The following is a 19,572-nucleotide window of genomic DNA, read 5'->3' as shown; positions in this document are numbered from 1 at the left end:
AGCCATGCACCGGATGCCAAACCCTCCGCTTCGCTGCGGATTTGCCACCGGTGATGGCGGCGTTATACGGCACTTCACTCATGCCCGATTTCCACGCAGAGCACAATTGCGATCGCTTGATGTGGTATGCCGGAGTCACCCCGGCGCTATTTAAGGAGATAATTCGATGCAGGTTCGACGATTGAACATAAACAATTTCCGGGGTGTCAGCAGCGGTCAGGTCGACTTTCAAGGCCACACCTTGCTCGTCGGGGGAAATAACATTGGTAAATCGACTGTCTGCGAATCCTTGGATTTAACTCTTGGCCCCGAGCGTCTTTTCCGACGCCCGGTGATCGACGAGCATGATTTTCATAGCGGACATTATTTGTCCGAAACGAATGAGCCAGTAGAAATCGTTATTCGAGTTCTTCTGACTGACCTCTCCGAGGAAGCTGAAAGGCGGTTTCATCGTCATTTGAGGCGCTGGCACGATCCGAGCGGGCAATTCGTAGACGACATGGATGAGGGGCCGGAAGCGGCAGATGCGGAAGGTACAGTCTGGGCATTGCCTATAGTCTTTGTAGGTCGATATGAACGAGATGAGGACGACTTTATAGGCAATACTTTCTTCGATCATCCTGTTGAACAAAGTGACGAGGAAGACCCATCTGAACAAAAGCTCGGTGGTGGTCGGAAAGTATTCGGTCGGGACCAGAAGCGGCTATGTGGCTTCATCTTTCTCCGTACCCTGAGGACAGGGTCGCGGGCACTTAGCCTTCAGCGTGGCTCCCTTCTAGATACAGTTCTGCGGCTTAGCGACAACGGTATGTCCGAGATGTGGGAGAAGACACTAACTGAGCTTCGAAGCCTTGATCCAGCAATCGGGGAAATCGAACAGCTCAAAGAAATACGTGAAGAGATACGCAAACGCCTGGCGCGTTTCGTTAACCTGTCAGCCGGGGACGAGGCGACAGCTTTCTTTGCTTCCGACCTGACAAGAGATCATTTGAGGGATGTTGTCAGCCTGTTTCTGGCAGCGCAGCCAGCGGCGCACCCGCTTCCCTTCCAGAAACTGGGTACTGGGTCGGTCAATATGCTTGTATTTGCACTTCTGACCTTCATTGCCGACTTAAAAGGGCAGCAATCAGTGATCTTCGCGATGGAAGAGCCTGAGATTGCGCTGCCGCCACATACCCAACGACGTGTCGGGCGGTTTGTTCTATCGGAAATGGGGCAGGCGATAGTTACATCTCATTCACCCTATATCATTGAGCAGTTCGAGCCGGATCAGATAGTCGCTCTCAATCGAGACGACGCGGGAGCACTTTCAAGCCGGAACGTCACTTTGGGCGATATAAAACTTAAAAAATTTCGCCGTGAGCGGCGCCAGATGGCCGAAGCAATTCTGAGTCGTGCCGTTATCGTCGTTGAAGGCGCCACCGAAGCCGCGCTGCTCCCGGTAACATCGGAACTGCTTGAGCGTTTCCGCGGAGAAGCGTATGAACACATCGATCTTTCGGGCGTGAGCATCTTCAACGCCGGTAGCGACAGGGAGGTGCCACCATTCGGACCTTTTTTCAAAACACTTGGAAAGCCGGCATTTGCTTTTTATGACAAGCAGGAACACGAGCCCGACGAAGTGGTAGCAGCACGGCTCGCCGATTTTAACCAAGTGTGGGAATCTCCGGAAAAGGGTATAGAGGATGTGCTGATTGGTGAGATGCCGGTGACTACATTACGCAGGTTCCTAGAGTCGGCCAAGAATCGTGATGACTATCCGGTGAATAAAGGTACGATCGAGGATGGCATGAGTGACGAGGATATCAAAAGAAATACAAGAGCTGTTCTAAAAGTGCGAAAAGGCGACAACCAGCCTTATGCTGCGCTGTTGATCGCTGAATGTTTGACCGAAGCCGAACTGCCGGAGACGATTGTTACAATTCTCGACACCGTGCATGCTTTCCTGAGTCATGCGGCCGCGACTCCACCTCAGAACGGCGACGGTGAAAGCGAAGTTCCCAAAGTCAATGCAGTTTGATCATGCCAATAGAACTGGATGAGCAGCGCGAGGCCATACTAGATGCCGAAGGCCACATTCTGGTATTAGGTGGTCCGGGTGCTGGTAAGACGACAATCGCCCTCTTAAAAGCAAAATCGTTATTTCCACACTTACAGCCGGGCCAGAAGCTTCTATTTTTAAGTTTCTCCCGTGCTGCAGTTCGTCAGGTGCTCAAAGGGTGCCAAGCGCTGCTGACAGCAGAAGAACGACGCGCGATTGAGGTTAAGACTTATCATGCATTTTGCCTAGAGCTGCTGCAGAGCCATGGCAAACTTCTAACGGGACGCCCAATTACTATATTGTTTCCAACTCAAGAGAGGCTGGAAAAAGCGCGTTTTGAAGGTGATTGGGATGAAGAGCGGCAACATCTCGCGCTAGATCAGGCGCGCTATTGCTTTGATCTTTTGGCGCGTGGAGTTGCTGACCTAATTGAGCGGTCTTCGAGACTCCGTGACCTTCTGGGGAGTTGTTATCCAACCATCATTGTCGATGAATTCCAGGATACGGATGATGAGCAATGGCGTATTGTTAAAGAGCTCGCTTCAGTGGCATGTGTTTTTTGTTTAGCTGATCGCGACCAGCGGATTTTTGATTACCGCGATGACATCGATCCCCGCCGGATTGAATCTCTTCAGGACGATGTAGCCCCCCGAACTTTCGACCTGGGGCGAGATAACCATCGGAGTCCACATGGTGGCATTCTACGCTACGCTGATGCCGTGCTACGAAATCTTTATCCTCTGCCGGACGTTGACGATGTAAAGCTTGTGCACTGCTGGCCGAATGCTTTCTCGTCCACTGTTCATGCTGCTGTATTGTGGACCTTAAGTAAGTTACGAAGGCAGGGTATAGCGAGCCCTTCTGTTGCCGTCCTTGCAAGGTCGAATCGACTTGTGGAGCAGATATCAGGAATACTTAGCGAACCCCACCAGTATAACGGAACAGATTTGCCCCCTATCGATCACAGTGTTGTCTGGGATGCAGAGTTATCGGCCGCTGCCGGGGCAGTCGTTGCGTCAATCATGGAATGGTCGGATAGTGGTGCGGAGCTTCCGGTTACTATGACTCTCGAAGCGATTGCCAACTACTATGAACTCAAAAACGCTACCTCACCGTCGCAGGCAGCTACAGCCAATGTCCGCAAGTTTAAGACTGCGGCAGAGAAAGTACGTGAAGGGAGCACGCCTCGTAACAATGCTGGAAAAGAGCTGCTCGCTGCTGCAGAGCAAGGGCTGGAGTTCAAAGGGGATCCCATTGCGGACTGGCGGGCAGCCCGCGGACTGCTCCAAAAAGTTTCCCATCTTGAGGAGTTGTACCGCCAGTCGCGTCTCGTTCGCCTTTTTCGCGCGACTGATACGATTGGCGGGGGCCTAGCTGATCTTTGGCTCACAAAAGGCAATTACGAAGGCGCCACACAGCTGGTGTCTCGGACTCTTGAGCATGAGAGGCTCATTGCTGCTGATCAAGAGCCTAGCGGTTGCATGCTGATGTCAATGCACAAGTCAAAAGGCAAGGAATTTGATGGCGTTGTGATAGTGGAGGGTGCATACGCTGGTTTGTTCTTTGATCCCGGTCGCGAACAACCCCCGTTTGAACGTAGCCGGCGTCTACTTCGTGTTGCCATCACAAGAGCGCGCACCAATGTTATTATCGTGCGCCAAACAAACGCACATCCATTGACAGACCAATGATGAGGGGAGTTTTATCAGAGGTGACACTGTTCACGTCTGGACGCCATCGGATAGCCGGATACTCGACGTGCCGTATAATAAATGGCTGTTGTCGGACGCACCTCCGCTCCCGCTCCGGTACGCCGCAAAGCCAAGACGTTATACCTCATAGGAGTAAAATTTGAACAGAGGAATGTTTTCTTCAATATCAGATAACGAAGCCTATGCTGAAGCAGATAAAAAATGGACAGTAGAGCTCCAGAGGTTTCACAAATACTGGTATGACTTGGTGGTCAACCCTAATGAGGTCGCAGAATACTTCGATACACGAAAGCTGATTGTCGATTATCTGAAAGGAGTAAAGGAAGCTGTAGAGAAAAGCTTGGAAAAGCGATTTGTGTATTTTATTTGTTCTAGAACAAAGGTTAGATTTAATACTAAAAAGAAGCCTTCTTTCAATCCCTTTACCAAAAAAGTAAAAATTCATATCTTAGTAGGCAAGAAAGAAAAGAAAAAAAGTATTTGTTGCAAGTTTTTCGACAGAGGGCTAGACAAGTTTTCTAACCCAAAGATTGATTTAACTGATAAATACATAACTATAACGGACTCAAAAGGTGACCTTACGACTGCATCTATTCATGACTTTCTTGATGGTTCGAATATAAACTTAGGAATAAGCAGTAATGTTGAATATGTTGGGTACACTGAAAACCCCCACACCCGGCCTACAAATGGTTCTCACACAGGTCTGAGTGACACCCTCTACAAAGTATCAAACGAAGATTGTGACACCCTGATTTACTTTAACGTTTTTAATGTTGTCACAGAGGCAACCAGCAAGAACTCTATGTTTAACTTTGTCATCCCTAATTCAATGACGGATGAGATTGGATCAGAACTGGAAGGTAAAATAATAGAGAAATGTTTTATTTTTTACTTTGATGCCATCAATCAGAGTAGAAATAAGAAAAAAGAGTTATCTGAGCTGAAAAACAGCCTTATAAAAATGGCCCAACAAAACAAAATAGGATCAGTTACCTTTTACTACGAGTTTGAAGATGTAAATGATTATGCAATTTTTTCGTCGTCATTAGTTAAACCTAGTTATTGCCATAGGTTTTCTGTGCGTATAGAAAACGATAATGTTGAAGTTAAAAGATACTGAGGCACGCTTTGGGAAGAGGTATAACAAGTTGCTGCACGCGGATAAATTACTCGCTGCGCTCGCAATTTACCAGTGAGCAAAGCGTTATGTTTGGGAGGTTTAATTGAAATTCAGCCAGCGAATGGGATTGGCACCGGTTAATTCGGTTATCCAAACTGAAGGGATGAGCGAGGAACTTCAGAACTCCCTATGGAACGTTCTTGATATCCATATCTGGTCATCAAGGGGCTTTCTGAACCCTGTCTCTCACATTCGAAACGCCGAAATTTACACCTTCAGTCGAAAACTGTGGTTTGGGTACTTCAAGAAGCCTCTTGACTCTATTCCAGAGTACGAATTTCAAATAATGGATGAGATCAGGGGCCATTTTTTTAGCAGGATATGGCATGAGGTTTTTGATTTTATTGAATTTGTTTTATCTATCGATGGTCGTCCCGCGCTTTCCAGAGATATAAATTCCGTTCTAGAAGCAGAGCTTTCTGGCTATAGGGTGATTGATGGGCTCGTGACCCCCATTTCGGAGGAAGTTGAACGAGAATCCTTGGAAGAAGCTCTCGGACCTGGACCTTTTGACGGCGTCGAAACCCATCTGAAGCAAGCTCTGATGCACCTATCGAACCGTGATCATCCTGATTTTCGAAACTCAATAAAAGAGTCCATTTCTGCCGTAGAAAGCTTGGCTTGTACACTGACAAGCAACAGCAAGGCTACTCTCGGGGATGCCTTAAAAGTCCTTGAGAGGGAGAACCAACTCCACGGTGCATTGAAACAAGGGTTTTCTGCGCTTTATGGGTACACCAGTGATGCTGACGGCATTCGCCACAGGATACTCGAAGGCTCTACAATAGACGCGAATGATGCAAAATATTTTCTAGTATCCTGCGCAGCCTTCATTAATTACCTTAAGGCTAAACATGCGAAAGCAACATAACAAAACGCGGCACACGAACGCCCTTGTCTCCGCTTCGCTACGTCAAGGTCGCCGCTGCGCTCTGCGTTGGGCAGGCAAGCTGACTCTATGATCGAAGAAATTTCTAAAGCATTACCGCAGATAGTGACGGGTGTGTTCGGTTTGCTTACCGCTGTTGTCGGGTATTTTGTAGGTAAGAAGTCAAAGATCGACGATGTCCGAATCAAGAAGACGCACGAACTTGCGGAAGAATTGTCCGTCCTAATGCAGGAGGACTATCGAGACAGAAAATTCGCGCGAGAACAGTATGATCGGAGTTTTGGGCACTTGGCTGGGCCTCATGAGGCTGCCCAGTATTTCGGCCAACATGAAAATCTCCATGGTTCATTAAGACAGATTATTGACAGACTGATGGAGAGAAGGCCCAAGATCGTGGAACTCAAGGATCGAAGTGCTATATACCTCCCTAAAAGAGTGACTGATCTGGTCGATGAATACATCGGACTAACGACCTTCGAATATATGACCGATGGCATAGGTTTGATTGATACCTTTGCAGAGTCGTTCTTCGAGCATTGTCTTGACGCGCAAAAGGCGTCCCGTCGAGAAGAGATCTTTGACGAGATTATGCGGCGACTGAGGAAGGTTAAGTGACGGCCAAGCCCAACAAGGCCATCCAGCCGACGCTCGTACCTCGCGCGGCTGATGGCTGGCGGTTAAAAATTTCTTGTGGTTGAGATTTTATGGATAAATCAGAGATAGCAATTTCCATTTCCCTGGGGAGCCTTTTGGTTTCTCTTGGTGGGCTTTTATTTACAATCCATAGTTCTCGAAAGGCAAGCAGAATTGAGCGTGCCAGAGTCTACGATAAGGTTTACCATGATGCATCAGACCTTCTAGTTTACAACTACAAAAAGAAGATAGAAGAGCCATACAGGTCGGAAGATAAGTTTTTAGAAAAGGCAGTCAATGAATACGAGAGCTCTCATTGGCTGGAGCAGATGTATGGATTTAATATTGACTATCCAGAGGGCGTTGAATCAGAAGAGGCGAAACGGGAATACCGAAGAAAGGTAAGTGATGAATACCACAAACACCAACGTGAAAAGCATGTAGATTCTTTCGTTGAGACCATGGAAAACAGATCTCCGGTATTCAATCTTGATAATCAAGAGTTCGCTGAACGATTTAATCGTCTTGTTGATCACGTCACACACAACCTATCTTACTTTAGCGCTCCAGTTGTGGAGTGCTGGGAGAAAATGAGGTTTCTAAGCCCTGAAAAGGTACGCAATGAGTACGTTTCGTTAAGGCGCGTAAACGAGTCCGCATGCGAGCCTATAGAAGAACCAATTGAAGACCCTTATCTTGGCATTCTTCTGATAATACGACACGAGTATCGCGAACTAAATAAGCCACTCAAGACAAAATGGGCGGAATTCTGGTTTAATCTTACAACCATCCGCTACCGTGTCAGACGAATTTTTAACAAAAAAAGGCAGTGGGACGTGTAAACACGCCCCTGCTTTTGACGTTATGTTTCTAGAGGGTAAGCAGTGTTCAAAGTTCTAGCCGCCACTCGTGAAGACATGAATGAAGGCTGGGTATGGCTCAGCCAGCATAAGTTCGCTCCACGCTCAATCGTCAAGATTCGTAATAGGGCGAATAACAAAGTGGTGTACTGCGAAGCTCTGGAAATAGACGAAAATTTCATCAAGGAGTACAACCAAACTCCGCGAGTGAGTATCTGTCAAAGCGATAGTACGATGGTAGTAAATGGTTGGTACCGGAATCGGCTTGGTGGAATTGCTACCAAGCAGGATCATGACCTTGAAGTTTCAGAAGCGAATGGATTCTGGGGGAAGTTTCGGGCAAGCACTGGACATCCTCAAGTAGTGGTCCGTCTTGCAACATGGCTGTCAGTAATAAGTGTCGGATTGGGCATCCTAGGCGTGTGTTTGGCGCTCAAATGAAACATAACCATGCCAGTCACAGCGACGGCTACTACATTGCGGCTGCGCCTCCATTTCGTAGCCGCGCGTGCTGGCGGCGTTATGCACTGTCGGGCCACAGGGTTGCCGTGATCCTACTGCGAGTATCCCAAAAGACCGTAGTGCAATTCTTGTTTGTAGTGGTTTGGATTCCGCCCCTCGGCAAGTCCAGGGCATTCGACGTAATGACAGACTGGATCATCCATGAACAAACCCAGCCTTCGCTTTTGGGATATTTTCTTCGAGGTTTATCTGGACCTGCCCCGTCAGGGCCCCGGCAACCGAACCAGCGCCGCCAGAGCGCTTGCCCTTTGCCACGACCTGCCGCAGTGCCCCAGGATCCTCGACTTGGGCTGCGGTGTCGGCGGACAGACGCTGCAGCTTGCCGAACTGACGTCGGGGTCCATTCTGGCAATCGATAGCCACGCGCCGAGCATCGAACGGCTTCAGGCGGCTATTGCGGAGCGCAGGCTTTCGCAGCGCGTCAGCGCGGTCGTCGGAGATATGGCCCGTCCAGCACAACCGCTTGGAAGTTTCGATCTCATCTGGTCGGAGGGTGCGCTTTACAGCATCGGCCTCCGGAACGCCCTCAACGTCTGCTACGGCTTACTGCGCCCGGGCGGATACCTTGCGTTTACCGACGCGGTCTGGTGCAGGGAGAACCCGCCTGCCGTGGTCAAAGCGAGTTTCGACCTGGACTATCCAACCATGGGGTGGCTGGACGACGATGTGACAGCGATAAAAGACTGTGTATTCGAACTCATCGGGCACTTCCCGTTGCCTGATGAAGCCTGGTGGGACGAGTTCTACACGCCCATGGAGGCTCGTATTTCGGAACTGCGCGACAAGTATGCCAACGATGTTGAAGCCTCGGCCATCTTGGACCAACTCGCCGAGGAGCCCGAGATGCACCGCCGCTATTCAGAGTTCTACGGCTATGAGTTCTTCGTGGCGCGCCGCCCCTTTTGAAGCCGGGTTCAAGGTGGCCGGGGCGCTCAAGCAGGGCGCGCTTACCGGGATCAAAGACGGTAACCAAAACCGGTCGCCGGGCTTCTACCTCAGCTTTGCGTTAGGCGCTATGAGTTATGGAGGATGAGATGGAAATCAAGTGTATCGCCGGTTTTGCTTCAATAACAAAAGACCCAGCAGCAAGTGCGGCCCTCTATCAGGATGCGCTGGGTCTGCCGCTGGAGACGATGGACGAGTATCGTTTCATGGATAAATTTCCTGGAGCGAACCATTTTGGTGTATGGCCCCTCTCAATGGCCGCCCAGTCCTGTTTTGGGCAGGATGAATGGCCTGAAAATGTTCCTGAGCCCACAGCCACGATTGAGTTCGAGCTGGCGGATGCCGCTGCTGTGGAGGCGGCAGTAGAAGAAATGAAAGAGAATGGGCAGGCGTTCATCCACGAAGCTCGTACTGAACCGTGGGGGCAAACAGTGGCACGGTTCATGAGTCCCGAAGGTGTATTGGTGGGACTGAGCTATGCGCCATGGCTTCATGAGTGAGCGCCTATACACATCATCTAAGCACTTATCCGCCATGCGGCGCTCGGCAGATAGGCGTCGTTCCGAGACCAGAACAGTGTGTCTCCCCTTCATATCTACGCAACGTATCGCGGCAAGGCTAGGCTTTCCGTGCGACTGAGCGAATGGCAGTCGTCTTGGCCTTGAGAGTGCCTATGCCGCACTCGATTTGGCGAAACCGCAACCGGTCGGATCACTGGCCCGGCCAGACAGGCGCCGCCTTGGCGTGACGGGCAGGTGGTCGCGATTCGGGCACCAGACCATCAGCATTGGAGACCACCATGAGTGACCCATTCCAGTACAGACGTTTAAACCGCGACGACGCCGCCCTGCTGCTCGTTGACCACCAGTCGGGGCTGATCTCGCTGGTGCAGGACTTCTCACCCGGTGAGTTCAAAAACAACGTCCTCGCCACTGCGGCCTGCGGGGACTACTTCAACCTACCGACGATCCTGACGACGAGCTTCGAAGACGGGCCCAATGGCCCGCTGGTCCCGGAACTCAAGGAGACCTTCCCAAATGCGCCGTATATCGCGCGGCCCGGCAACATCAATGCCTGGGACAACGAAGACTTCGTGAACGCTGTCAAGGCAACCGGCAAGAAGCAGCTCATCATCGCCGGTGTGGTCACGGAAGTCTGCGTTGCATTCCCGGCGCTCAGTGCCTTGGAGGAGGGTTATGATGTGTTCGTGGTCACCGATGCCTCCGGTACCTTCAATGAGGTCACGCGTGAGGCTGCATGGCATCGCATGCAGCAAGCGGGGGTGCAACTGATGAGCTGGTTCGCGATGGCGTGTGAGCTCCACCGCGATTGGCGCAACGACATTGAAGGCCTCGGTCAGCTGTTCTCCAACCACATTCCCAACTACCGGAACCTGATGACGAGCTACTTTGCCAAGGCGTCTGGTTGAACCGGTGATGCGGCCACGGGCGCGATGGCGTGCGTGGCCGCTTGTTTCTCGCTTCGAAGCCAATGGTGATAAATGGATCAACTCCCCAATCGAATTCTGGTCTTCGCCGGTAGCGCGAGATCCGGCTCCTTCAACAAGCGCCTTGCGCGGCTCGCTGCGGGGCGTGTCGAGGCGGCCGGCGGGCAGGCGACCTTTATTGACCTGCGCGACTATCCGATACCGCTCTACGACGGCGATCTGGAGCGCGAGCAGGGCATTCCGGCCCCTGCCAGACACCTCAAGGACGTGCTCGCGGAGCACTCCGGGCTGATCGTGGTCTCGCCGGAATACAACGGCTTCATCACCCCGTTGCTGAAAAACACGCTGGACTGGCTGTCGCGTCCGGACGGTGACCAGGACGGCCTGGCCCTGTTCCGGAACAGAGTAGGCTGCGTGCTCTCCGCCTCGCCTGGGGGGCTCGGTGGCATGCGTAGCCTGGCGTTGGCCCGGCAGTTGTTGACCAACCTGGGCGTAACGGTCCTGCCGGATCAGCTTGCGGTACCCGGGGCCGCAAAGGCATTCACCGATGATGGCGAACTGGCCGATTCAGGGGCCCGTGAGCGCCTGGACCAGATCTGTCATCGGTTGGTGGAGACGCTGGACCGGCTCAATCCTCCTGCAGGGCGTTGAACGCGTCGGCAAGATGATCGATCAATGCCCGGACGGCGGGCAGCAGACCCCGCCGTGACGGGAACACCACATGCACGATCTCTCGCCGCGGTGTCCACTGTGGCAACACCGGCACAAGGTGGCCTGCGTCGAGTTCCGGGCGGACCATCATACGGGGGAGCTGCACCACGCCGATGCCTGCGACCGCCGCCTTCCTGAGCGCGCTCATGTCGGTGGTAATCAGTCTTGGCACATGGGGCACGGAGGCGGGTTTGTCTTCCGGGCCGAAAAGGTGCCAGACGAACGCCTCCTGCGGGGTCCCGAGCCCGAGCGTGGGCCAGGTTGCGAGATCCCCTGGTTCTGACGGCTCGCCACCTCGTTGTTCCACCAATCCCGGACTCGCGAGAAGGCACTGATCCCGGTCCGCCAACACGCGCATCACAAGGTCGCTGTCCTCCAGCGGCGGCGGGCGCACCCGGATTGCCACGTCGATCCCTTCGCCAACCACGTCCACCCGGCGATTGGTGGCGTCCAGCATGACGTTGACCAATGGATGTTGCCCCATGAAGTCGGCCAGCATGTCACCCACGTACGACTGCAGCAGGGCCACGGGGCAACTCATCCGCACGGTCCCGCGAGGCTCAGAGCGGGTGGTTTCCACGGCCTCTTCGGCAGCCTCGGCCTCTACCAGCATGGCCTTGCAGTGCCGATAGTAGGTTTCGCCGATGGGGGTAACCGTGAACTGCCGGGTTGTCCGGTGGATCAGGCGAATGCCGAGGCGTTCTTCCAGCAGGGCAATGCGGCGGCTGAGACGCGATTTGGGGATTCCCAGGGCGCGGCCGGCAGGGGCGAAGCCGCCTCGGTCCACCACCTGGACGAAGAAGTAGAGATCATTGAGGTCGTAGTCCACGCCATCGTTCCCTTTGGTGAACGCACTGGTGCAATTCTAAGGGCTACTGGCGTGATTGTCCTGCATCTATCCTTCGGCCACGATGTTCGATCCTACACGCAGGAGGTTCTCATGCAGGCCATTCACAGTGTCCACTCCGCGCCTCACCCCCACTGGGTGGGGAATGGGTTTCCCGTGCGTTCCCTGTTCTCCTACGACAACCACGGCCGGGCGCTGGACCCCTTTTTGCTCCTGGATTATGCCGGCCCGGTGACCTTCGAGCCCTCCGAGCAGCGCCGGGGCGTGGGCGAGCACCCGCACAAGGGGTTCGAGACGGTCACCATTGTCTACCAGGGGGAGGTGGCGCATCGCGATTCCACCGGCGCGGGCGGCGTCATCGGGCCGGGCGATGTGCAGTGGATGACGGCCGGCGCCGGCATCCTTCACGAGGAGTTCCACTCCGAGGCGTTCACCCGTGCTGGCGGCCCCCTGCAGATGGTGCAGCTCTGGGTGAACCTGCCGGCCCGCGACAAGGATGCGGAGCCGGGCTACCAGGCCATCCGAGCGGCCGACATCCCCAATGTGCCGCTGGCAAACGATGCCGGCGTGGTGCGGGTGATTGCCGGGGAGCTCGATGGGCATACCGGCCCCGCCCGGACCCACACGCCCATGCAGGTATGGGACGTGCGGCTTGACCGTGACGGCCAGACGGCCTTGACCCTGCCGGAGGGCTGGCCCGCCGCCGTGGTGGTGCTGGAGGGCACGGTTCAGGTGAATGACGCCGCCATCGCCCGCGACGCTGATCTGGTGATTCTCGAACGCGACGGCGGCAGGGTAGTGCTGGCGGCGAATAACCACGCCCGGCTGCTGGTGCTAAGCGGTGAGCCGATCGAAGAGCCGGTAGCCGGCTACGGCCCGTTTGTCATGAATTACCAGCACGAGATCCAGCGTGCACTGGATGATTTTCGCCGCGGCCGGCTGATCGCCAACAAGTCGCCGTAGTGCTGTCCCGCCCTGATCCGTGACCGCATGGTTGGGGCGGGTTTCTCTGGCGTATCCCGCATGGGGTTGGCAGGGCTGTCCATCAGCCAGGGCCAGCTAGACTTAGTGCATCGGGTGATGGACGCCTCGACCTGTGCATCGGGTGACAGGCACCCCGACCGGGGAGGGCCGTTGCGCCTTCCCGTTGTCGCGAAGGTCGTTGTGCCTTCCCCGTCGTCGCGAGGGCCGGAGGCCCGTGGCGATCCACACGCCGGCATGGACTGCCACGTCGGCTGCGCCTCCTCGCAGTGACGGTGGGAGCGGGCCGCTGCGGCCGCGCCGTTCCCTGGAGGAGTCACGCCGTTCCCCGGAGGAGTCACGCTGTTCACCGGAGGAGTTACGTATGAGTTGGAATCCAGCACTGGCGCCCGGTTGCCCGGACGAGATCGGCGTGGACGCCATTGAAACCTTGATCGTCCCGCGGGCGCGGGATCTTGGCGGCTTTGAGGTGCGCCGCGCACTGCCGGCGCCGAAGCGACAGATGGTCGGCCCGTTCATCTTCTTCGATCAGATGGGCCCTGCGGAGTTTCTGACCGGCCAGGGCATCGATGTCCGGCCCCATCCCCACATCGGCCTCGGCACCGTCACCTATCTCTACAGCGGCGACCTGCACCATCGCGACAGTCTGGGAACGGACCAGGTCATCTACCCGGGGGCGCTGAACTGGATGGTCGCTGGACGCGGTGTCACCCACTCCGAACGCACCTCGTCGGCAGCGCGACAGGGCGTAAGCGACCTCTTCGGTATTCAGACCTGGGTGGCCTTGCCCGATGATCATGAGGAGACGATACCGCTGTTCGAGCACCACGACCGCACGGAGTTGCCGGTGATCGAGAGCGATGGGGTGCACGTGCAGTTGCTCCTCGGCAACGCCTACGGCGAACGTGCCCCCGCGACGCTGTATTCAGAGGCCTTCTACGGTGATGTGCAATTGCAGCCGGGGGCTCGGTTTCCACTGCCGGATGAGCATGAGGACCGGGGTATCTATGTGGTTGCAGGCTCCTTGACCATTGCCGGGCAGTGCTTTGAGGCGGGGCAGATGATGGTGTTCCGGCCCGGTGATGCGATCACCGTGGCAGCAGGGGAGGCCGGTGCCCGGCTGATGATGCTCGGCGGGGCAACGCTGGGCGGGCCCCGATACATCTGGTGGAACTTCGTCGCCTCCTCCAGAGAGCGCATTGAAGAGGCCAAGCGGCAGTGGCGCGCCGAGAACTGGGGCGCCGGCTTGTTCGATCTTCCTCCCGGAGATCGTAAGGAGCATATCCCCCTGCCTGATTGATGGAGACCACCGTGCGTGCCCATTACCTGCAACATGTTCCCTTCGAGGGCCTGGGCAGCATCGGCCCGTGGCTGCAGGCCGCGGGGTATGAAATCACCGCCACGCGTTTTTTCGAATCTGCCGTGCTTCCCGCGCCCCAGGATATCGATCTGCTGATCATTATGGGCGGACCCATGAGCGTGAACGATGAGGGTCAGCACCCCTGGCTGGTGCCGGAGAAGCGGTTCATCCGGCAGTGTATTGAGCACGGGGTGCCGGTGCTGGGGGTGTGCCTGGGTGCGCAGATGATCGCCAGCGCACTCGGGGCGCGGGTGCGCGCCATGCCGCATAAAGAGATTGGCTGGTTCCCCGTCCACTCCATTCAGTCAGTGGATGAAGGCCATTTCAGCGTTCCCGATGGGCTGGAGGTCTTTCACTGGCACGGTGAGGCCTTCGATCTGCCTGCCGGTGCGGTCCACTTGGCCCGCAGCGCGGCCTGCGAAAACCAGGCGTTCCAAGTCGGTGACCGTGTTGTCGGTTTGCAATTTCACCTGGAGAGCACGCCCGAGTCGGTTCGGGAGATCGTGGAGCACTGCCGCGCAGAACTTCTCCCGGCGCCTCATGTTCAGCCCGAGGCTCCCGTGCTTGAGGGGGCCGCCACCCGGTGCGGCCCGATCAATGCGGTTATGGCAGACGTACTCGGTACGCTAACGGGGAGAATTTGACGTGAGGCGCAGCGGGTACGCATGCCGTGCTACCCGGAACGCTGCGTTGAACCTTATCTGGTGGTCTCCAGCATGCACGCAACATCCTGAATCCCACGGCGTCGGTCTGCCATTCGGCAGGCCCAAGTGACCGAAATGGATGGCTTTTCATGAAACTTCTTACCAGGCCCAAAACGGTTGCTGCCGCAAGCATCGGTTTTTTGGCAGCGCTGGTCGCCGTGGTGGCCTACCTCAAAGCGGTCCCTATCCCCCCATACGAGTGGTCGAGCCCATTACTTTGGGTGAGCCCGTGAACAGGGAGCAAGGGTGCGGCCGCCGCACACCCGCTCAAACATCTTCCGATCAACCGGCGTTTCCTTCCGTTTGCGGTGCTCATGGCGCGGCAACGTCGCCATCGTAGAAGACCTCGCAATCCTCCGGGCTTATGGACAGGGCATCCAGACCGCGTTCCAGCAGGTCCAGCGGGGCGCCCAGCAGCACCTCCAGGAAGTGCGGCTCCTCGATCTCCGGCTCATCGAAGCTGCCATGCACTTCCTGGCGTATCAGCGCACAGCCGTCACCATCGACCACGGCCACCTCGGCCTCGCGGATCCGGCGCTCGGGCAGTTCCAGTGTGGCCTGCGCGGCCAGGCGATTGCGCGGGGTGGCCAATGCCACGTCCCGTGAGTGCGCCACGCCATTCTCGATCTCCCAGGCCGAGAGCAACTGCACGATCTCGGTCTCGCCGTTGGCACCCCCCGCCAGTCGCGCGAAGTCGGTGCCCTTGGTGGCCGCCAGCCACGCCGGACCGACCAGCACCACCGCCGCCGCATCCACCAGACTGAAGCGCTGGGTCCGTTCGTAGGCCTTCAGTTCCTCGTCCAGGTCCACCCCGCGGACAAGCAGATCGTGTCCGCTCAGTACCACCTCGCCTCGCAGATGGCTCAGCAGCGCCTGCGCCTCTTGGCTCTGGCTGGTCAAGGACGCGGTCAAATCCGCAGTGCCGGAAGCGGCCCCGGGTGGCAGCCAAGCCTCCGGGAAGGACTCCAGGTGCAGATCATCGAACGCTACATTCAGCACCCAGTGCGGCGGCGCCTCTGTGAAATCCGCCTCGGCCTCGCCGGTGCCACGGCTGTCGAACAGGGTCATCTCCCAGTCCTCGCTGCGGATGACGCCGTCGCGCGCGCGCACACCGAAAGACACGTCGTCAAATTCCAGCACGCCCATCTCTACGCGCTCCGCCGATACGCTGGCCGTCAGGCTCAGGCGCGCCAGCGGATGCGCATCATCCGCCCCCGAGTGCCACTGCGTTGAGGGTGCATCCACCTCGAGGCCACGGACCGTCACCGCCTGGTCCTGGCCCTGGTCATGCCAGTGCAATTCGCCGCCACGGATGCGCAGGTCAAGTGCCAGCCTGCGGTCGTCGGCGTCGTCGGTCTGCCGCCAATCGACGTTCAGTTCGCCGGCCGCATCCCGCTCCAGGTTCAGCATCGGGGTATCCAGCAGCAGTGTGCCCGGGTCAAGACGGCCACGTAGCAACGGCAGCCAGCGCACCGACAGGCGCGCCGCTGCCAGATGCCCCACCGGGTCCGCGTCAGGTTCCGGTCCGAGCAAGACGTCGCTCATGTGTACCGCCGGCCCCGGCCACAGCCGCAGCGTGGTATCGCCCTCGATGCTCACCGGCACCCCCAGCTGCGTCTCCATCTCGCTGGCTATCTGCTCGCCCAGTCGCTCCCCCGGCCACAGCAGGGCCAGGGCGACGCCCGCCAGTACCAGCACTGCCACCAGCAACCCGGCCAGATACAACAGGAAGCGTAACGGAGAACGCGACATAAACGGCATGTGCATGGGCCTCCCGTCCGGGCGCGGATAACCGGGAATAATGGCCTCGAGTGTAGCAGCGCAAGGCGCGCAGCCCGGGTGGTCCAGGAGGGTTGCCGCACCCCGTCCCGTCGCATGGTGTGCGGCCTGGAAAGCGGCTATACATGATGTGTGAGGTGCTGGCCATGCCGCAGTCGTCTCAGAATATGCTCGACTTCTTCGCCCGGGGACGTGAGGCGGCGTCCCTGGAGGCTTCCCGTGCCTGGGCGGATCTCCCCGTGCGCATGCTTGAGAATGCCCATCCGCCCGGCGAGCTGGCCACGCCCCCCATGCAGGAGTTGATGCTGAGCCAGGCGGTGGGGCGGCCCTTCCGGCACCGCAGCGACATCAGTGCCGGGCCGTTTTCCGGACGCGCCGAGCCAGGGGCGTTCGTGGTCATCCCGCCGGGTGTTCCGGGCCGCTGCCAGATGCAGGACGCGGCGCGCATGCGGTTTCTGGGCATCCCCGCCGATCTGGCCCGCGAATGGCTCGGACGCGACCCGGACGACCCGCTGGACTTCGGTCGGCTGCACGCCATGCTGCACCAGGACCCCTTGATTACCCAGGCCCTGAATGCTCTGTGGCAGGAGTTGGGGCGCCGCGGCGACCCGGCTGCCCGCCTGTTTGTCGAAGGCATCGCATTGGCGCTGGTCGTGCGTCTGGTCCGCCTGTCGGAACAGGTCCGCGAGGTGGATGCATGCCGCGGAGGCCTGGCCCCCTACCAATCTGCGCGGGTCATCGAATACATGCATGCGAACCTGAACCAGCGCATCACGCTCGGGGACCTGGCGGGGCTGACCGGCCTGTCGCCGTGGCACTTTGCACGGGCCTTCCGCCGCAGCCACGGGTTACCCCCTCATCGGTACCTGACGCAGTTGCGCATCCAGCGCGCGCGGGATCTGCTGGCGCGAAACCCCTTGCCGGTGACAGCGGTGGCCGGCGCCACCGGCTATTCCGTCTCGCAACTGACGCGCCACTTCCGGCAGGCGGTGGGGCAAACGCCCAGCGCGTACCGGGACCAGAAGCACCGCCGGCCCCGTCGGGTTCCCGGGCACTGACAGCCGGGCCTGATTGGCAGCGAACCGCAATATCCGCCGCTTGACCGCAAGATTCTGAAAGCCGACATCCGCCCCGCCGCCTAAACTCGAAATCAGCCATGTCAGTCCAGACCCCGGTCCCGGGATCTCCCCGTCCTGGGCGGTTCGGTGTCGGTATCACGTGGGCACCTGTCGCCATGTGGACACCAATAAGGTGTGGAGGCTTGCCATGACCAGAATCCCATTGATGCTGCTGGCCACGATGCTCGCATCAGCGGCTGCAGCCGAGCACGATCAAGCGCATACCGGTGCACCGGTCGATGATGAGCAGGGAATCGGCACGGTGGCGTTTAACGCGGATTGCGCGGAAGAAGCGCAGCAGGCGTTCGATAGAGCCCTGGGAATGATGCACCACATGATGTACGTGCAGGCCCGCGGCGAGTTCGACGCCATCACCGAGGCCCACCCCGATTGCGCAATGGCCCACTGGGGCGTAGCGACCACGCTGTTCCAGCCGCTGTGGGCCACGACGCCCAGCGATGCCGAAGTAGCCCGCGCCCGCGAGGCCATCGAGCAGGCCCGCAACGCGGTCGAGGATGAGCGGGAACAGGCGCTGATCGAGGCCACCGCTGCCTTCTTTGAGCCGGATACCGATCGGCTGTGGGATCGCCTGTCCGGCTGGACCGACGGCATGGCGACGGCTTACCAGGCCTATCCGGACGATCACGACATCGCTGCGCTCTATGCCCTGTCGCTGCTGACCGAGGCCACGCAGGCGGAGGACCGTCACGCGCTGCATGACGAGGCGGAATCGATCCTCAAGCGAGTGTGGGAGGAAGCGTCCACGCACCCCGGCGCTATCCATTACGCGATTCACGCCACGGACGCCGACGGTCGCGCGGAAAACGCGCTTGAGATGGTGGAGTCCTACGGCAAGATCGCGCCTAACGTGCCGCACGCCCTGCACATGCCGTCCCACATCTACGTGCGCCTCGGTGATTGGCCGCAGGTCATCGACTGGAACGCACGTTCGGCCGACGTCGCGCGTGAGCACGATGTGAACGGTGCGATCTCGTTCCACTACATCCACGCCGTTGATTACCTCGTCTACGGCTACCTGCAACGTGGCGAGGACGCCACCGCTGAGGAGATCCGTGAGGCTGCCTGGGACGTGAGCCGCCACCAGGGCTCGTTCCCCGGCGCATTCCACCTGGCCGCGATTCCGGCGCGGCTGGCGGTAGAGCAGCGCGACTGGGAAGCCGCAGCCGACATCCAGCCACGCGTGCCCGACTACATCGCCTGGGATAACTTCCATTGGGCCGAGGGCCTGAGCTGGTACGCGCGCGGGCTGGGCGCGGTCCATATCGGCGACCTGGAAGCGGCCCACGAGGCCGAGCAACGCCTGGCCGGTCTGGCCGAAGGGGCCGAATCGGGCCCTGACCCGCGTTTCCCGGTCTATATCGAGGTCGACCGGCGCATCCTTGAGGGTTTTATTGCACATGCCGAGGGTGACGATGAGCGTGCCGTTGAGTTGATGCGCTCGGCGGGCGAGCTGGAGTCGTCGGTGGAGAAGCACCCGGTGACGCCCGGCGCGCTTTTGCCGCCTTACGAGGCACTCGGCGAAGTGCTGCTCGCATTGGACCGGCCCGACGAGGCCCTGGCCGCCTTTGAGCGGTCGGACAGCATCTGGCCGGGCCGTTACAACACGTTACTCGGTGGCGCCCGCGCTGCCGAGGGGGCTGGTGATCCGGATGCCGCATTGAGCTGGGCAGGGCAGTTGCTGGAGGTGGCCCCGAACACCGAGCGGGACAGCATGGAGCAGGTCCGGAGGTTGGGGCGGCGCGGCTGAGCTGCGCTGCCGAGATGGCAAAACGGCTACCCACCGGCAGGGCTTCCGGATGGAGTCCTGCCGGTGGCTTCG

General features: G+C 57.8%; 18 protein-coding genes. 16 read left to right on the top strand and 2 right to left on the bottom strand.

Annotated features, from left to right (window positions below; all coding sequences use genetic code 11):
• Positions 1–166: 166 nt before the first annotated feature.
• From DFR31_RS02750 to DFR31_RS02720, 11 genes are all read left to right on the top strand, one after another.
• Positions 167–2,020, top strand: a complete 1,854-nt coding sequence (locus DFR31_RS02750; protein ID WP_121441120.1) for an ATP-dependent nuclease — start codon at positions 167–169, stop codon at positions 2,018–2,020.
• Between the two features lie 2 nt (positions 2,021–2,022).
• Positions 2,023–3,732, top strand: coding sequence for a UvrD-helicase domain-containing protein (locus tag DFR31_RS02745; RefSeq protein ID WP_121441119.1), 1,710 nt, complete (start codon positions 2,023–2,025; stop codon positions 3,730–3,732).
• A 160-nt stretch (positions 3,733–3,892) separates the two neighbouring features.
• On the top strand, positions 3,893–4,876 hold the full coding sequence (locus DFR31_RS13725) for a hypothetical protein (protein WP_147436926.1): 984 nt from the start codon (positions 3,893–3,895) through the stop codon (positions 4,874–4,876).
• Positions 4,877–4,979: 103 nt separating this feature from the next.
• Complete coding sequence (locus DFR31_RS13720) at positions 4,980–5,807, top strand: AbiJ-NTD4 domain-containing protein (RefSeq protein WP_147436925.1); 828 nt, start codon at positions 4,980–4,982, stop codon at positions 5,805–5,807.
• An 87-nt stretch (positions 5,808–5,894) separates the two neighbouring features.
• Entirely contained in the window at positions 5,895–6,440 is a 546-nt protein-coding gene (locus DFR31_RS02740; protein WP_121441118.1) for a hypothetical protein, read from the top strand.
• An 89-nt stretch (positions 6,441–6,529) separates the two neighbouring features.
• A complete protein-coding gene (locus tag DFR31_RS13715) occupies positions 6,530–7,300 on the top strand; it encodes a hypothetical protein (RefSeq protein WP_147436924.1) in 771 nt (256 codons plus the stop codon).
• Positions 7,301–7,342: 42 nt separating this feature from the next.
• The gene (locus DFR31_RS13710; RefSeq protein ID WP_147436923.1) at positions 7,343–7,759 is read left to right on the top strand and encodes a hypothetical protein; all 417 of its coding nucleotides are present in this window, start codon (positions 7,343–7,345) and stop codon (positions 7,757–7,759) included.
• A gap of 222 nt (positions 7,760–7,981) precedes the next feature.
• Positions 7,982–8,746, top strand: a complete 765-nt coding sequence (locus DFR31_RS02735; protein ID WP_121441117.1) for a class I SAM-dependent methyltransferase — start codon at positions 7,982–7,984, stop codon at positions 8,744–8,746.
• Between the two features lie 128 nt (positions 8,747–8,874).
• Positions 8,875–9,285 carry a VOC family protein gene (locus tag DFR31_RS02730; protein WP_121442144.1) on the top strand — a complete coding sequence of 137 codons (411 nt, stop codon included), beginning with the start codon at positions 8,875–8,877 and terminating at the stop codon, positions 9,283–9,285.
• Positions 9,286–9,584: 299 nt separating this feature from the next.
• Positions 9,585–10,214, top strand: coding sequence for an isochorismate family cysteine hydrolase YcaC (gene ycaC, locus DFR31_RS02725; protein WP_121442143.1), 630 nt, complete (start codon positions 9,585–9,587; stop codon positions 10,212–10,214).
• Positions 10,215–10,286: 72 nt separating this feature from the next.
• Positions 10,287–10,883 carry an NADPH-dependent FMN reductase gene (locus tag DFR31_RS02720; RefSeq protein ID WP_121441116.1) on the top strand — a complete coding sequence of 199 codons (597 nt, stop codon included), beginning with the start codon at positions 10,287–10,289 and terminating at the stop codon, positions 10,881–10,883.
• On the opposite strand, the gene DFR31_RS02715 is transcribed toward DFR31_RS02720, so the two are convergent.
• Positions 10,861–11,772, bottom strand: coding sequence for a LysR family transcriptional regulator (locus DFR31_RS02715; protein ID WP_121441115.1), 912 nt, complete (start codon positions 11,770–11,772; stop codon positions 10,861–10,863). The genes DFR31_RS02720 and DFR31_RS02715 overlap by 23 nt on opposite strands.
• Positions 11,773–11,883: 111 nt before the next feature.
• On the opposite strand from DFR31_RS02715, the gene DFR31_RS02710 reads away from it, so the two are divergent.
• The 3 genes from DFR31_RS02710 (at position 11,884) to DFR31_RS02700 (ending at position 14,775) form a co-directional block, all read left to right on the top strand.
• The gene (locus tag DFR31_RS02710; RefSeq protein ID WP_121441114.1) at positions 11,884–12,753 is read left to right on the top strand and encodes a pirin family protein; all 870 of its coding nucleotides are present in this window, start codon (positions 11,884–11,886) and stop codon (positions 12,751–12,753) included.
• 382 nt (positions 12,754–13,135) lie between these two features.
• Positions 13,136–14,071 carry a pirin family protein gene (locus tag DFR31_RS02705; protein ID WP_121441113.1) on the top strand — a complete coding sequence of 312 codons (936 nt, stop codon included), beginning with the start codon at positions 13,136–13,138 and terminating at the stop codon, positions 14,069–14,071.
• Between the two features lie 11 nt (positions 14,072–14,082).
• A complete protein-coding gene (locus DFR31_RS02700) occupies positions 14,083–14,775 on the top strand; it encodes a type 1 glutamine amidotransferase (RefSeq protein WP_121442142.1) in 693 nt (230 codons plus the stop codon).
• A gap of 372 nt (positions 14,776–15,147) precedes the next feature.
• Here the strand turns inward: DFR31_RS02700 and DFR31_RS02695 are convergent, their stop codons facing one another.
• On the bottom strand, positions 15,148–16,596 hold the full coding sequence (locus DFR31_RS02695) for an AsmA family protein (RefSeq protein WP_245971068.1): 1,449 nt from the start codon (positions 16,594–16,596) through the stop codon (positions 15,148–15,150).
• Between the two features lie 185 nt (positions 16,597–16,781).
• Between DFR31_RS02695 and DFR31_RS02690 the strand changes: the two genes are divergently transcribed.
• Together DFR31_RS02690 and DFR31_RS02685 are read left to right on the top strand one after the other, a co-directional pair.
• Positions 16,782–17,672 (top strand): AraC family transcriptional regulator, encoded by an 891-nt coding sequence (locus DFR31_RS02690; protein ID WP_121442140.1) that lies wholly within the window; start codon positions 16,782–16,784, stop codon positions 17,670–17,672.
• A gap of 208 nt (positions 17,673–17,880) precedes the next feature.
• The gene (locus DFR31_RS02685) at positions 17,881–19,500 is read left to right on the top strand and encodes a tetratricopeptide repeat protein (RefSeq protein ID WP_245971067.1); all 1,620 of its coding nucleotides are present in this window, start codon (positions 17,881–17,883) and stop codon (positions 19,498–19,500) included.
• The last annotated feature ends 72 nt before the right edge of the window (positions 19,501–19,572 follow it).

This window comes from Alkalispirillum mobile, from assembly GCF_003664325.1.
GTDB lineage: Bacteria > Pseudomonadota > Gammaproteobacteria > Nitrococcales > Halorhodospiraceae > Alkalilimnicola > Alkalilimnicola mobilis.
Note: the sequence above shows the minus strand (reverse complement) of the source record. Positions and strands in the feature narration are given on the sequence as shown.

Coding starts and splice junctions, on each gene's coding strand:
- DFR31_RS02720 (WP_121441116.1), top strand. CDS start 10,287: ATGGATCAACTCCCCAATCGAATTCTGGTCTTCGCCGGTAGCGCGAGA.
- DFR31_RS02685 (WP_245971067.1), top strand. CDS start 17,881: ATGACCAGAATCCCATTGATGCTGCTGGCCACGATGCTCGCATCAGCG.
- DFR31_RS02750 (WP_121441120.1), top strand. CDS start 167: ATGCAGGTTCGACGATTGAACATAAACAATTTCCGGGGTGTCAGCAGC.
- ycaC (WP_121442143.1), top strand. CDS start 9,585: ATGAGTGACCCATTCCAGTACAGACGTTTAAACCGCGACGACGCCGCC.
- DFR31_RS02730 (WP_121442144.1), top strand. CDS start 8,875: ATGGAAATCAAGTGTATCGCCGGTTTTGCTTCAATAACAAAAGACCCA.
- DFR31_RS02740 (WP_121441118.1), top strand. CDS start 5,895: ATGATCGAAGAAATTTCTAAAGCATTACCGCAGATAGTGACGGGTGTG.
- DFR31_RS02745 (WP_121441119.1), top strand. CDS start 2,023: ATGCCAATAGAACTGGATGAGCAGCGCGAGGCCATACTAGATGCCGAA.
- DFR31_RS13715 (WP_147436924.1), top strand. CDS start 6,530: ATGGATAAATCAGAGATAGCAATTTCCATTTCCCTGGGGAGCCTTTTG.
- DFR31_RS02690 (WP_121442140.1), top strand. CDS start 16,782: ATGCTCGACTTCTTCGCCCGGGGACGTGAGGCGGCGTCCCTGGAGGCT.
- DFR31_RS02735 (WP_121441117.1), top strand. CDS start 7,982: ATGAACAAACCCAGCCTTCGCTTTTGGGATATTTTCTTCGAGGTTTAT.
- DFR31_RS02710 (WP_121441114.1), top strand. CDS start 11,884: ATGCAGGCCATTCACAGTGTCCACTCCGCGCCTCACCCCCACTGGGTG.
- DFR31_RS02705 (WP_121441113.1), top strand. CDS start 13,136: ATGAGTTGGAATCCAGCACTGGCGCCCGGTTGCCCGGACGAGATCGGC.
- DFR31_RS02695 (WP_245971068.1), bottom strand. CDS start 16,596: ATGCCGTTTATGTCGCGTTCTCCGTTACGCTTCCTGTTGTATCTGGCC.